Here is a 12983-nt window from a genome sequence, read left to right as displayed (position 1 = left end):
TGAGCGGCTCAGCCCGTCTCCTCCAGCCGGAAGCCCACCTTCAGCCCCACCTGCCAGTGCGCGATCCGTCCCTCCTCGATCTGTCCGCGCACCTGCGTCACCTCGAACCAGTCCAGATGGCGCAGCGTCTGCGACGCCCGCTCGATGCCGTTGCGGACGGCCGCGTCCACGCCGTCGGGCGACGTGCCGACGATCTCGGTGACCCGGTAGGTGTGGTTCGACATGCTCTGCTCCTCTCACGGCGGCCCCACCGCCTGTGGCGCACGTCACTCCACCGTGCCTCACCCGGGGTCCGGGCGCGAGACGTCCACCCCGTTCGCCCGACGGCCTTGACCCGGGCATTGGTCCATACCAAGATGCTGGGCACCCGTCCGAGCTCCTGCTCGCCCCCACGTCGGGCCCCGCCCTGTCCGCCAGACAGAGAAACAGGACCTCACGTGAGACGCCGTCTGCTCGCCCTCGTCTGTGTGTCCGCCTCCCTGCTCACCGGCTGCGGGGTGATGTCCGACAGCGCGGCGGAGCGGCGCACCGTCACCGTGTGGCTGATGCAGCACAGCGCCTCGCAGGACTTCCTGGACCGCTTCACCGAGGAGTTCGAGCGGGAGCACCGGACGCTCGACCTCGACATCCGCGTCCAGGAGTGGACCGGCATCGGCGAGAAGGTCCAGCAGGCCCTGCGCGGCAAGGACCCCGACGGGCCCGACGTCATCGAGGTCGGCAACACCCAGGTGTCCGCCTACGCCGAGGGCGACGGCCTGCTCGACCTCACGCTGGAGTCCATGCGCGACTGGGGCCGCGACGACTGGCTGCCCGGCCTCGCCGAACCCGGCCGCTGGAGCTCCCAGCAGTACGGCATCCCCTGGTACGCCGCCAACCGCGTCGTCGTGTACCGCAAGGACCTGTTCCGCGCGGCCGGCGTCACCCCGCCCGAGACCCGCGACGAGTGGCTGGAGATCACCGAGCGGCTCGACACCGGCGACACCCAGGGCATCTACCTCGCCGGACAGGACTGGTACACGCTGGCCGGCTTCATCTGGGAGGAGGGCGGCGAACTCGCCACCGAACGCGACGGCGTCTGGCGGGGCGCCCTGGACAGCGAGGCCGCCCTGCGCGGCATGGACTTCTACCGCCGGCTCCAGCGGCTCGGCGACGGACCCGTCGACGCCGACGAGGAACACCCGCCGCAGGCAGGCGTGTTCGCCGAAGGGCGGGTCGCGCAGATCGTCGCCGTCCCCGGACTGGTCCGCGCGATCGTCCAGCAGAACCCCGGACTCGAGGACGAGATCGGCTACTTCCCCGTCCCCGGCAAGGAGGCCGGCCGCCCCGGCGCCGTCTTCACCGGCGGCTCCGACCTCGTCGTCCCGGCCAACACCGACGCCGAGGACGCCGCCGTCGAGGTCGTCGCCGCCCTCACCGGAGCCCGGTGGAACACCGAACTCGCCCGCACCATGAACTACGTCCCCAACAAGGCGGACCTCGCCGACGCGGTCGCGGGGGAGGAGGGGCTGGAGGCCATGGCGGCCGGCGCGGCACGGGGCCGGGCGACCCCGGCCACGCCCCGGTGGAGCGTGGTCGAGGCCGACAACCCGATCAAGGAGTACATGACCAGGGTGCTCACCGGCGCCGACCCCGCGAAGGAGGCCGAGCGCGCCGCGCGCCGCATCACCGAGACCCTCGCCTTCGACTGAGGGCGCCCCCGCGCGCCGCGCGGCGGCCGGTCAGCGCACGACGCTCAGCGACAGCGCGAACCGCTGCTCGCCGTCCGTCCACCACCGGGCCAGGTCCAGCCCCGCGGCCGCCAGCTCCGCGCGCACGCCCTCCCGCCGGAACTTCGCCGACACCTCGGTGCGCAGCTCCTCGCCCTCCGCGAAGTCCACGGCCAGTCCGAGCGCCGGGATCTTCACCGACTGCGCGGTGCGCGAGCGCAGCCGCATCTCGATCCACTCGTGCTCCGCGTCCCACAGCGCCACGTGGTCGAAGGCGTCCGGGTCGAAGTCGGCGCCCAGCTCCCGGTTGACGACGTTCAGCACGTTCTTGTCGAACGCGGCCGTCACCCCGGCCGCGTCGTCGTACGCCCGGACCAGCGTCCCCTCGTCCTTCACCAGGTCCGTGCCCAGCAGCAGCGCGTCGCCCGGGGCGAGCAGGGCGCGGACGGAGGCGAGGAACGCGGCCCGCTCGGCCGGCGGCAGGTTGCCGATGGTGCCGCCGAGGAACGCCACCAGGCGCGGCCCCGGGGTGTCCGGCAGGGTCAGCTCCGCGGTGAAGTCCGCGACCAGCGCGTGCACCTCCAGGCCGGGCCGTTCGGCCGCCAGCGCCCGCCCGGCCCCGGTCAGCGCCGACTCGCTGACGTCGACCGGGACGTACGCGTGCAGCCCGGTGAGGGCGGCGATCAGATGCTGCGTCTTCTCCGAGGAGCCGGAGCCCAGTTCCACCAGGGTGCGGGCGCCGGACGCGGCGGCGATCTCGTCGGCGCGGGCCAGCAGGATCTCCCGCTCGGCGCGCGTCGGGTAGTACTCGGGCAGCGCGGTGATCTCCTCGAACAGCTCGCTGCCCCGGGCGTCGTAGAACCACTTGGGCGGCAGCGTCTTGGGGCTGCCGGTCAGTCCCGCGCGGACGTCGGCGCGCAGCGCGGCGGCGGTGGCGTCCTCGGGGAGGGTGCGGGTGAGACGGAACGGGCTCACGTGAAGGGCTCCTTGAGCGGGGTGAGCAGCACCTCGGTGCGGCTCGCGGCGAGCAGGGTGCGGTCGGGCACCTCCTGCCAGTGCGGGTCGTCGTCGTAGGGCTCGGAGGCGACGACGGCGCCCCCGCCGGGCCGGACGAGGTACCACAGGGTGTCCCCCCAGGCGGTCGCGGCGACGGCGGCGCCGTCGGTGAGCAGCAGGTTCAGCCGGGCCGTGGGCGCCGCCCGGGCGACCTCGGCGACCGTGTCGGCCAGCGCCTGCCCCAGGGCGTCGCCGGCCCGCAGCCGCGCCAGCACCAGCGCCCACACGAACGCCGAGTCGGTGCGCGCCTCCAGCGACAGCAGGTCCCCGGCCGGCACCGTGGCGGCCAGCGGCGCGAGCGAACCCGGCCAGCCCGGCACCGCGCCGTTGTGGCTGAACAGCCACGCCCCGGACGCGAAGGGCGCCGCGGCCGCCTCCGCGTCGGCGCCGGACAGTGTCGCGTCGCGCACGGCCGCGAGCAGCGCCTCCGTCCGCACCACCCGCGCCAGGTCCGTGAACGACAGGTCCGCCCACACCGGCCCGGCCCTCCGGTACCGGGCCGGAACCGGGTCGCCGGCGGCGTACCAGCCCACGCCGAAGCCGTCCGCGTTGACCGTGCCGTGCCGCTGCCGGCGCGGCGCCCACGACTGCCGGTACAGACCGTGCGGCGGCCGCACCAGCAGCGCGCCCAGCGGCTCCTCGGGTCCCACGTACGCGAGGTGGCGGCACATCAGGCGCCCTCCACCGAGCGGGCGGTGCGGAAGCCGGAGAAGATCTGCCGCCGGACCGGAAGGTCCCAGTTGCGGAACGTGCCGCGGCAGGCCACCGGGTCCACGGCGAACGAACCGCCGCGCAGCACCTTGTGTTCCGGCCCGAAGAAGACCTCCGAGTACTCCCTGTACGGGAACGCCTCGAAGCCGGGGTACGGCAGGAAGTCGCTCGCCGTCCACTCCCACACGTCGCCGATCAGCTGCCGCACGCCCAGCGGCGACGCCCCGGCCGGGTAGCCGCCGGCCGGCGCCGGACGCAGATGGCGCTGGCCGAGGTTGGCGTGCTCGGGCGTCGGATCGGCGTCGCCCCACGGGTAGCGCCTCGAACGGCCGGTCGCCGGGTCGTACCGGGCGGCCTTCTCCCACTCGGCCTCGGTGGGCAGCCGGCGCCCGGCCCAGCGGGCGTACGCGTCGGCCTCGTACCAGCACACGTGCAGCACGGGCTCGTCCGGCGGCACCGGTTCGGTGACGCCGAAGCGGCGGCGCAGCCACACCCCGCCCTCCCGGCGCCAGAACAGCGGCGCGGTGAGGGAGGCGCGGCGGACGTGCGCCCAGCCCTCGGGCGTCCACCAACGCGGGTCGTCGTAGCCGCCGTCCTCGACGAACGCCTGGTACGCGCCGTTGGTGACCGGCGTGGCGTCGATCCGGAACGGCGCCACCTCGCGGCGGTGCGCGGGCCGTTCGTTGTCCAGCGCCCACGGCTCGGCCGAGGCGCCCATGGTGAACGGGCCGCCCGGCACCAGGATCTCGGCCGGCCCGGCGTACGGCGTGACCGGCTCCGGGCCGGGCGCGGTGAGGGCGGCCGGGCCCTTCCGGAGCTGGTGCGTGATCAGCATGGTCTCGCCGTGCTGCTGCTCGTGCTGGGCGACCATCCCGAAGACGAACCCGGCCTCGGTCAGCCGGTTCCCGTCGAACGCCGTGCGCTCCAGCACGTCCAGCACCCGTCCGCGCACGTCGGCCGCGTACCGGCGGGCCTCCTCGGGCGACAGCAGGGGGAGGCCCGGGCGTTCGGCGCGCGGGTGCTCGAAGGCGTCGTAGAGGCTGTCGATCTCCGGGCGGATCGCCTCCTGGCCGGCCACCGCGCGCAGCAGCCACTGCTCCTCCTGGTTGCCGACGTGTGCCAGGTCCCACACCAGCGGCGACATCAGCGGCGAGTGCTGCGCGGTCAGGTCGGGGTCCTCCACACAGCTGGTCAGCAGCGTGGTGCGGTCCCGCGCGACGACCAGGGAGGCGACCGCGCGCTCGCGCAGGGTCTCGGCGTCGAGGGCGGGGTCGGTCATGGGACGACGTCCTTCCCGTGCGGGTGGGGGGTGAGGGGCGTGCCGGACGCGGTACGCCCGTCGTGCTCCGCGCGCCACGCGTCGAGCAGGTCGTCGGCGGGGCAGCGGCCCCGGGCGACGTAACGGTCCCGGAACGCCGCGACCCGGTCGACCAGGGCGGTCGCGGCCCCGAGCCGGGGCAGCGCGTCGAGCGCCTCCGCGAAGCAGACGGCCGCCGTCTCCCGCAGCTCCGGGTCGGCCAGACCGTCGCGGGCCGCGTCCCGCCACAGCGGGTTCTGCGGCGCGGGCACGCCCCGTGTCCGCTCGGCCAGGGGCTTCACCGTCCGGTAGGCGGTCTCGGCGGCCTCCGGGTCGTCGAACAGCGCCGCCGTCACGGCCAGCGGCACCGTCCAGCCGTCGTCGCCGGGCTGCGCGTCCATCATCCGCAGCTCCAGATGGCCGCGCGGCCTGACCGGCGGGAACAGGGTGGTGACGTGGTAGTCCAGGTCGTCGTGCGTGGGCGCGCGCGGCGACCGGCGGCGCGTCCAGTGCCGGAACGACAGGTCCTCCGGCACCTCCCACGGCCCGTCGTCGGCCCGGCGTACGCACATCACGGGCGCGTCCAGCACGTGCCGGGCCCAGGCGCCGCGCGGGTCGGCGTCCAGCGCGGGGGCGCCGGCCCGTCCGGCGCCGATCTGCGCCCAGCGCAGCTGCCGGGTGGACCGCCAGCCGGTGGGCCAGCCGGCGGAGACGGGGGAGTTCGCGAAGACCGCCACCAGGACGGCTCCCAGCAGATGGGCCAGCCACCAGCGGCGTACGTGGCCGAGCGGGCCGGGCTCCTCGTGGCCGGCGTCCACGCACACCTGCACCGAGGCGGAGGTGCACATCATGTACCGGCCGGCCGCGCCGGTGCGGTCGAGGGCGGCCTCCATCGCGTCGTAGCGCGGCCGGCGGAGGTAGCGGCGGGGGGTCCGCCAGGGGTCGTGGCCCATGCCGGCCAAGGCGAGGCCGTCCCGGCCGAGGACCGCGCGGACGGCGTCCAGGTCGGCGGAGACGGTGGTCAGGCACTCGGTGAGGGACGCGGCGGGCGGCGAGCTGAGCTCGAGCTGGCCGCCGGGTTCGACGGTGAGCGCCGAACGCAGGGGCACCGCGCGCAGTGCGGCGTAGGCCGCTTCGAGTCGTTCACGGGAGACGGGGAGCCGCGGGTCGCGCAGCTCGTGGACCAGCCATTCGACTTCCACACCGAGGCGGCGGGGCGGTCCGGTCTTGAAGCAGATGCCCCGTACCAGGGCCTCCGCCTCGGCTTCGGTGACGGCCGCGCGGGACGGCGCCCAGCCGCTCGACGGATCTGACATGCGGGAATCCTCCTGAGACACCACCATGTCGCCGGCCCGGAGCCCGGTCCTGGCCGGCACCAACGCGTCCACCCAAAACCCTCGGGCCGCCCCGCACAAGGGCGCCCGGCGGGGCGTGAGGGGTCGGTCACCTCCGCGTCCCGCCCGCCGCCGGGGCCTCCCGCCGCCGGTCCCGGACCGTCCGGGGCGGCGGAAACCGCGTTGCGCCGCGTGACCAGCATCACTCAGGATGCTCGCGTGAGCACGACGAGGGGGGACGCGCGGGGCGCGGTCACGGCGGCTACGGGGGTGGCGCCGTGAGCGCGCGCCTGCGGGGCATCGCCCGGGAGACGGAACAGATCGTGGCGGAGGGCGCCTACCGCGCGCCGGACGGCCGCGAGGTGCGGATCGGGCCCGCCGTCGAGGCCGCGCGGCAGGGCACCACCCTGCACGGACCGGAACCGGTCGCGGTGCCGCGGTCCAGCCCGGTGCGGACCCGGTTCGAGGTGACCGGCGAGAGCAGTCTGGACGCCGCCCGTCGCCTCACCGGCGCGGACGGCGCGGATCCCGTGGCCGTGCTCGGTTTCGCCTCGGCGCGCAACCCGGGCGGCGGCTACCTCAACGGCGCGCAGGCCCAGGAGGAGGCCCTGTGCCGCGCCTCGGCGCTGTACACGTGCCTGCTGCGGGCGCCCGGCTTCTACGAGCACCACCGCGCCCACCGGGACCCGTTCTACACCGACCGGGTGATCCACGTGCCGGCCGTGCCGGTGTTCCGCGACGACCGGGGCGGCCTGCTGGACGCCCCCTTCACGGTCGGTTTCCTCACCTCGCCGGCGCCCAACGCGGGCGTGATCCGCTCCACGGCGCCCGAGCGGCCGGGGGAGCTGCCCGGCGTGCTGGTCCGCCGCGCGGGCCGCGTCCTGGAGACGGCGGCCGCCCACGGTTACCGGCGCCTGGTGCTCGGCGCGTGGGGCTGCGGGGTGTTCCGCAACGACCCGGCACAGGTGGCGGAGGCGTTCCGTGCGTCCCTGGGCCCCGGCGGACGCTTCCACGGCGCCTTCGGGCACGTGGCGTTCGCCGTCCTGGACCGCACCCGCGACGGCGAGGTCCGCGCGGCGTTCGAGCGGACCTTCGCGGACCTGCCGGCCGGGCCGGCGGCGGTCAGCTCCAGCCGTGGCGCTCCCTGAGCCGCTGCCGCACCAGGTTGAACCGCATCCGGTCCAGCGCGCACGCCTCCCGGCGCATGCCCTGCTCGTGCAGCCGCAGCACCCGGTCGACGTCCACCCAGGACTCACGCCCCGACCGGTCCCACGGCCCGCTGCCGATCGGCACCCACTCCCGGTCGCCGGTGCGCCGCTTGCTCGACAGCTGCACGGCGAGGAACGTCCCGGCCGCCTCGCGGGCGACGACCAGCACCGGCCGGTCCTTGCCCCGGCCGTCGTTCTCCTCGAACGGCACCCAGGTCCAGACGACCTCCCCGGGGTCCGGGTCGCCGTCGTACGCCGGCGAGTACTCGGTGCGCACCCGGCCGACGGAGCGCGGCTCGGTCTCGAGCGTGGCGTACGGGCCGTAACGGCCCGGGGTGTTCTCAGAGGTGTAGGCGGTCACAGGCGGTACCGTACGTCACCCGTACGGCGGTGCCGCGCAAGGGGATTGACCACCCACGCGACGCCTGCGGTCAGTCCCCGGTCCCTGTCGGGTCCCGCCCGGTCACCACCACGCTCCAGCCGGACCGGCTCCCGACGTGGAAGTCGTCCGCCTCGAACGCCACCACCACACCGTCGACGGCCCGCACCAGGCCGGAGTCCGCGGAGGTGCACAGCACCACGGACGCGTCCGTGTCCAGGACGAAGTCCACCGGCAAGCGCCTGCCGGGTGTGCACGACGCGACCGACCGGCACCTTGCCCGGCAGGCGCGGGCACTCCTGCCGGTCGAGCGCCCGGAAGCCCGGCGGACACGGGGAGCGCGGGTCTGAGGGCGTTCCGATCCCGGATGCGCCGGGGATGCCTGATCGCGCGCCCCGGTGGAACCCTGAAGGCATGGGCAAGACCGCACTGATCGTCATCGACATGATCAACACCTACGACCACCCGGACGCCGACCAGCTGCTCCCGTCCGCCGAGACGGTGGTTCCTGTGATCTCCGGCCTGCTGGAGCGGGCACGGCGGCAGGACGCGCCGGTGATCTACGTCAACGACAACTTCGGCGAGTGGCGCTCCCACCACGGCGAGCTGCTCGACAAGGCGCTGGCGGGACCGCACGCGCGCCTGGTCGAGCCGCTGGTCCCGGACGAGTCCTCGCTCTTCGTGGTCAAGGCCCGGCACTCGATCTTCTTCGAGACCCCGCTCGGCTACCTGCTCTCCCAGCAGGACATCGACCGGCTCGTGCTGTGCGGCCAGGTGACCGAGCAGTGCGTGCTGTACTCCTCGCTCGACGCGCACATCCGGCACTTCCAGGTGACCGTCCCCCGGGACGCCGTCGCGCACATCCACGCCGACCTGGCGGACGCGGCCCTGCGGATGATGGAGCGCAACATGAGCGCGACGGTGTGCGACAGCGACGAGCTGTGGGCGTGAGAACCCGGACCGGTCGCGCCTCCTGGGGGACACTGAGGGCATGAGCCGTCCCTCCCCGCCGCCGGAACTGCGCGCCTATCTGGAGGAGCTGGTCCGCCGTACCTCCGCCGTCTGCGGGGACAGCCTGGTGAGCGTCCTCGCCGTCGGCTCGCTCGCCCTCGGCGACTACCGCCACGGGCGCAGCGACGTTGACGTGACGGTCGTGGTGGACCCCGCGCTGCCGCGCGCGGACCTCGCCTCGCTGGCCGGGACGCTGGCCCACCCCGCGCTGCCCTGCCCGGCCGCCGGCCTGGAACTGGTCGTCTACCCGGCCGACTTCGCCGCCCGCCCGTCGGGTGAGGCGGGATACCTGCTGGACCTCAACACCGGACCCTTCCTGCCCGAACGGGCCGATGACGACTCCGCCGGCGCAGCGGCCTTCTGGTACGTGATCGACCGCTCCGTCGCCCACCAGGCGGGACTCCCGCTGTACGGCGCGTCGGCGCGGGACGTGATCGCGGCACCGGAGCGGCCCACGGTGCTCGCCGCGCTCCGCGCCTCCGTGCGGGAACACGCCGGCGGAGAGGGACACCTGTCCGACAACCGGGTGCTCAACGGCTGCCGCGCCACCGTCCACTGCCGTACCGGCCGCTGGTTCGCCAAACGCAGGGCGGGGGAGATCGTCGCCGCGGCCGAACCCGCCTTCCGGCCCCTGATCACCGAGGCGCTGACCAGCTTCGAACGCCCCCGCGCGGAGGCGGCCACCCTGCCCGCCGCCGACGTGCGGGCGTTCCTGGCCTGGGTGGCCGCACGCGTCGAGGAGGCGGCCGCGAACGCCGGCGGGTGAGCGACGCCGTCATCCGACCCTGACAACTGTCAGGTGCCGCGGCGGCCCTGACGCCCCGTACGGTCACGGCACCGGGCCGGCGGCCCCGACCGAGGGCGCCGGCCGTGAACGCCGTTCGACACACAGAGAAGAGGCATCATGAGCCGCCGATCGCTCAGGACTCTGCTGGCCGCGGGGGGCGCAGCCGCAGTGATGGCCCTCCTGCCCACGTCCGTCCACGCCGCGCCGTACTCGGGCGGCAACTACGGGGCCTTCGCCAGGGAGGGGCAGTACCCCACGGTCTCCGGCTGTGCGGGCACCTTCCGCCAGGTCGGAGCCACCCGGTCCTTCGAGGGCATGAGGCTGAAGTACTTCTACTCCGACGCGTGCGGGTCCTTCGCGCGCATCGAGAACGCGCGCACCAACTGCGCGGCGGTGCTGGAGCGTTCCAACAGCGGCGCGGGCCGGGCCGACGGCTGGGTCTCCGAGACCGTGGACCCCGGCCTCACCCATGCCTACACGAGGATCGGGAACAACCTCGACGGGCGTGTCTCGCGCGCCATCCTCGCGTGTGACGGGCACCCGCTGGTGAACACGGGCTGGTACTGAGCCGTTCCGGCCCCGAAGCGCGCACGAGGAAGGGAGGGGGCGGGCCGGAACACCGGCCCGCCCCCTCCCGCGTGCATCCAGCCGCCAGGTGAGCCCGCCGAAGGCCGGGGCGGCCGCGGCGGACAGGGTGGCGTACCGGTGCGTCGGACGGGGGACACGGGTGTCCCTGACGACTGTCAGGGGGTCAAGGGGCCCTGGTGCGCCTCGTCGAAGTGACGGGGGAGCAGCAGCGGGGTGGCCAGGAGCAGGACGCCCGCGAGGGCGATGGCGGTGCGGGGGCCGGTGAGGCTCGCCAGCAGGCCCCAGAGCGCGGTCAGCGCGGCGATCGACGCCTTGCCGGTCGCCGACCATGCCGACAGGGTGCGGACGACGCGGTCCGCCGGGGTCCGCTCCAGTCGGCGCGTCGCGAACACCGGGTTGAACACGCCGATGCTCGTGATCAGCCCGAACTCGATCACCATGACCAGGACCAGACCGGCCGTGCCCGGCCCGACGAACGCCAGCCCGAGCGGCCAGCACGCCCGCAGCGTCCCCGCGACGCGCAGCACCCGCCGCGGCCCGAACCGCGCCACCAGCCGCCGCGACAGCCGCGCGCCGACCAGCCCGCCCAGACACGGCACCGCGAAGGCCAGACCGTACTGCCAGGGAGCGAAACCCAGGGGGCCCACCATCAGCACGACCAGCAGCGGCGACGATGCCATGATCAGCCCGTTGACCAGCACCGTGTTGAGGAACAGCGGACGCAGTTCCCGGCTGCGCAGGATGTGCCGCCACCCGTCCAGCAGGTCGCCGGCCCGCAGCCGGGGCCGCGCGTCCGGCCGCTCGGGCCGCCGGTCGCCGCCGCCCGCCGCGCCCAGCGCACCGGCCGACAGCAGGTAGCTCACGGCGTCGGCGAGCACCGTCGTCACCGGGCCGAACCAACCGATCGCCGCCCCGCCGAGCGGCGGGCCCAGCATGGTCGCGGTCCAGCTCGTCGACTCCAGCCGCCCGTTCGCCCGCAGCAGCTCCTCCTTCGGCACGACGTCCTTCACGTACGCGCCGACCGCCGCCTGGAAGGTGATGTCGGCCGCCGCCACCGTCACCGACACCATCAGGAGCTGTCCCACGGTGAGCGCGTCGACGGCGTACGCGACGGGCACACTGAGCAGCACCGCGCACCGGACCACGTCCGTCGCGATCATCACCGGGCGTTTGCGGCGGTGCTCCACCCACGGCCCGAGCGGCACCGCGAGCACCGCGCCGACCGCGGGGCCCACCGCCGCCAGCAGCGACACCTCCGCCGGGCCGGCGTCCAGCACCAGCAGGGCGACCAACGCGAACGCGTCGAACGCGAACCGCGTGCCGAAGGTGCTGACCCCGTACGCCGCCCACAGCCACCCGAACCGCCACCCCGGCGACCGCCGCCCGTCCACCCGGCCCCCACCCCGCCGACCCGGCCCCCGGCGGCCGCCGGGGGACCGGCCCATCCAAGCGAGCGGGGGCGGGCCGGGCAAACCGAGCCGGTTCCCACGGTGCGCGGAGAGCTGCGCGGGCCCTCACGGGGAGGGCGTGCGCGACCCCGACGGCACCACCGACCACGCCGTCGAGCGGACATCGGCCGCGCCGCGCCGGCCCACTGAGCGCGCCGCTTCGGCCGCGTACCGGTCTCAGCCGTCGATGGTCACCGCGCACGACCAGCCGTACGGTCCCGGCCGCAGTCGCAGGTCCTCCCAGCCGACGTCCGTCGGCACCTCCCCGGTGACCCGCACGTCCGCCAGGCCCGCGACCGCCAGCCGTACGTCCAGGCCGCCCTCGGCCTCGTCCGCCTCCACGTCCACGGGCACGTGACCATGGACCTCCAGGCGGTACAGGACCTCGTCGAGCAGCGCGGCCAGCAGGTCGTCGTCGCTGGCCTCCTCCAGGCGGATGCGGCCCACGCCGGTCGGTCTCACGCCGGAGACGTCGGCGAAGCACTCCACCATCGCCACCACGGCCTCCGCCAGGCAGTGCTCGCGGCTCGCCGCCCAGGCCTCGATCCGTACCTCGTCCTCCTGCGCCACCGAGCGGTGCCCGCTGCGGTCCGGTCCTGGCGCCTGCCCCGGGTCACCCGTGTCACCGACCATGCACCACGACTGCCCGAGCGCACGGGCCCCATGCCCCGTGGCGGCGCATCGCGCACCGGGGGAGGGGTACGCGGACGCCGACCGGGGACCTGTCCTGGCCGTACGGAGGGAGGCCGACCGTCATGCGGTTCCGTGATCGCCGGCAGGCCGGACGCGAACTGGCCGCGCGGCTGCGTCAGGAGCGGGACGCGGGCGCCCTGCCCGACCCCCTCGTGCTGGCGCTGCCCCGCGGCGGTGTCGCCGTCGCCGCGGAGGTCGCCGAGGCGCTCGGCACGCCTCTCGACGTCCTCGTGGTCCGCAAGGTGGGCGCCCCCGGGCACGAGGAGTACGGCGTCGGCGCCATGGCCGGCGACGGCGTCCCCGTGTACGACGACGAGGCCCTGCGCGGCCTGGGCCTGACCCACGCCGACCTCGCACCCGTCGTCGAACGGGAACGCGCCGAACTGCGGCGACGCGAACGGCTCTACCGGCAGGGCAGGCCCGCGCCCGACCCGCGCGGCCGTACGGTGATCGTCATCGACGACGGTCTGGCCACCGGCTCCACCGCCCGCGCGGCCCTGCGTGCCCTCCGCGCCCGCGCCCCGGGCCGCCTCGTCCTGGCCGTCCCGGTCGCCTCCCCGACGGGCGTCGCGTCCCTCCGCCCCGAGACCGACGACCTGATCTGCCTCCACGCACCGGCCGCCTTCATGGCCGTCGGCCAGTGGTACGACGAGTTCGACCAGCTGACGGACGAGGAGGTGCTGGGGGCGCTGCGCGGGCGGAAGCAGGCGTAGCGCGAGGCGCCCTGGCGGCGCTCCGCCGCCCAGCTCACCGGCACGTGGCCGC

14 protein-coding genes and 1 pseudogene are annotated in these 12983 nt (G+C 75.2%); 6 read left to right on the top strand and 9 right to left on the bottom strand.

Features of this window, described 5'->3' with window-relative positions; all coding sequences use genetic code 11:
• Nucleotides 1-8: 8 nt before the first annotated feature.
• On the bottom strand, nt 9-224 hold the full coding sequence (locus C1708_RS02970; protein WP_106411160.1) for a dodecin: 216 nt from the start codon (nt 222-224) through the stop codon (nt 9-11).
• 213 nt (nt 225-437) lie between these two features.
• Between C1708_RS02970 and C1708_RS02965 the strand changes: the two genes are divergently transcribed.
• A complete protein-coding gene (locus tag C1708_RS02965) occupies nt 438-1688 on the top strand; it encodes an extracellular solute-binding protein (RefSeq protein ID WP_106411159.1) in 1251 nt (416 codons plus the stop codon).
• A 30-nt stretch (nt 1689-1718) separates the two neighbouring features.
• Here the strand turns inward: C1708_RS02965 and egtD are convergent, their stop codons facing one another.
• From egtD to egtA, 4 genes are read right to left on the bottom strand one after another with little or no spacing between them, the layout of a single operon-like run.
• On the bottom strand, nt 1719-2681 hold the full coding sequence (gene egtD, locus C1708_RS02960; protein ID WP_106411158.1) for an L-histidine N(alpha)-methyltransferase: 963 nt from the start codon (nt 2679-2681) through the stop codon (nt 1719-1721).
• Nucleotides 2678-3433, bottom strand: a complete 756-nt coding sequence (gene egtC / locus C1708_RS02955; RefSeq protein WP_106411157.1) for an ergothioneine biosynthesis protein EgtC — start codon at nt 3431-3433, stop codon at nt 2678-2680. The genes egtD and egtC overlap by 4 nt, the downstream gene beginning before the upstream one ends.
• Nucleotides 3433-4752 carry an ergothioneine biosynthesis protein EgtB gene (gene egtB, locus C1708_RS02950; protein ID WP_106411156.1) on the bottom strand — a complete coding sequence of 440 codons (1320 nt, stop codon included), beginning with the start codon at nt 4750-4752 and terminating at the stop codon, nt 3433-3435. The genes egtC and egtB overlap by 1 nt, the downstream gene beginning before the upstream one ends.
• Nucleotides 4749-6086, bottom strand: a complete 1338-nt coding sequence (gene egtA / locus C1708_RS02945; protein WP_106411155.1) for an ergothioneine biosynthesis glutamate--cysteine ligase EgtA — start codon at nt 6084-6086, stop codon at nt 4749-4751. The genes egtB and egtA overlap by 4 nt, the downstream gene beginning before the upstream one ends.
• A gap of 296 nt (nt 6087-6382) precedes the next feature.
• Between egtA and C1708_RS02940 the strand changes: the two genes are divergently transcribed.
• On the top strand, nt 6383-7252 hold the full coding sequence (locus tag C1708_RS02940) for a TIGR02452 family protein (RefSeq protein ID WP_106411154.1): 870 nt from the start codon (nt 6383-6385) through the stop codon (nt 7250-7252).
• Here the strand turns inward: C1708_RS02940 and C1708_RS02935 are convergent.
• Entirely contained in the window at nt 7227-7673 is a 447-nt protein-coding gene (locus tag C1708_RS02935; RefSeq protein ID WP_106411153.1) for a type II toxin-antitoxin system PemK/MazF family toxin, read from the bottom strand. The genes C1708_RS02940 and C1708_RS02935 overlap by 26 nt on opposite strands.
• 94 nt (nt 7674-7767) lie before the next feature.
• A pseudogene (locus tag C1708_RS02930) lies at nt 7768-8053 on the bottom strand (pyridoxamine 5'-phosphate oxidase family protein); the annotation flags it as partial.
• 52 nt (nt 8054-8105) lie between these two features.
• Between C1708_RS02930 and C1708_RS02925 the strand changes: the two are divergent.
• From C1708_RS02925 to C1708_RS02915, 3 genes are all read left to right on the top strand, one after another.
• The gene (locus tag C1708_RS02925) at nt 8106-8642 is read left to right on the top strand and encodes a cysteine hydrolase family protein (RefSeq protein ID WP_106411152.1); all 537 of its coding nucleotides are present in this window, start codon (nt 8106-8108) and stop codon (nt 8640-8642) included.
• Between the two features lie 40 nt (nt 8643-8682).
• Nucleotides 8683-9468 carry a nucleotidyltransferase domain-containing protein gene (locus C1708_RS02920; protein ID WP_106411151.1) on the top strand — a complete coding sequence of 262 codons (786 nt, stop codon included), beginning with the start codon at nt 8683-8685 and terminating at the stop codon, nt 9466-9468.
• A 138-nt stretch (nt 9469-9606) separates the two neighbouring features.
• Nucleotides 9607-10056 carry a hypothetical protein gene (locus C1708_RS02915; protein WP_241911142.1) on the top strand — a complete coding sequence of 150 codons (450 nt, stop codon included), beginning with the start codon at nt 9607-9609 and terminating at the stop codon, nt 10054-10056.
• A 176-nt stretch (nt 10057-10232) separates the two neighbouring features.
• On the opposite strand, the gene C1708_RS02910 is transcribed toward C1708_RS02915, so the two are convergent.
• Nucleotides 10233-11468 (bottom strand): MFS transporter, encoded by a 1236-nt coding sequence (locus tag C1708_RS02910; protein WP_106411149.1) that lies wholly within the window; start codon nt 11466-11468, stop codon nt 10233-10235.
• 234 nt (nt 11469-11702) lie between these two features.
• Complete coding sequence (locus C1708_RS02905) at nt 11703-12158, bottom strand: archease (RefSeq protein WP_106411148.1); 456 nt, start codon at nt 12156-12158, stop codon at nt 11703-11705.
• 122 nt (nt 12159-12280) lie between these two features.
• On the opposite strand from C1708_RS02905, the gene C1708_RS02900 reads away from it, so the two are divergent.
• A complete protein-coding gene (locus C1708_RS02900) occupies nt 12281-12931 on the top strand; it encodes a phosphoribosyltransferase (protein WP_106411147.1) in 651 nt (216 codons plus the stop codon).
• Nucleotides 12932-12983 lie beyond the last annotated feature (52 nt).

It is taken from the genome of Streptomyces sp. DH-12 (assembly GCF_002899455.1).
GTDB lineage: Bacteria > Actinomycetota > Actinomycetes > Streptomycetales > Streptomycetaceae > Streptomyces.
Note: the sequence above shows the minus strand (reverse complement) of the source record. Positions and strands in the feature narration are given on the sequence as shown.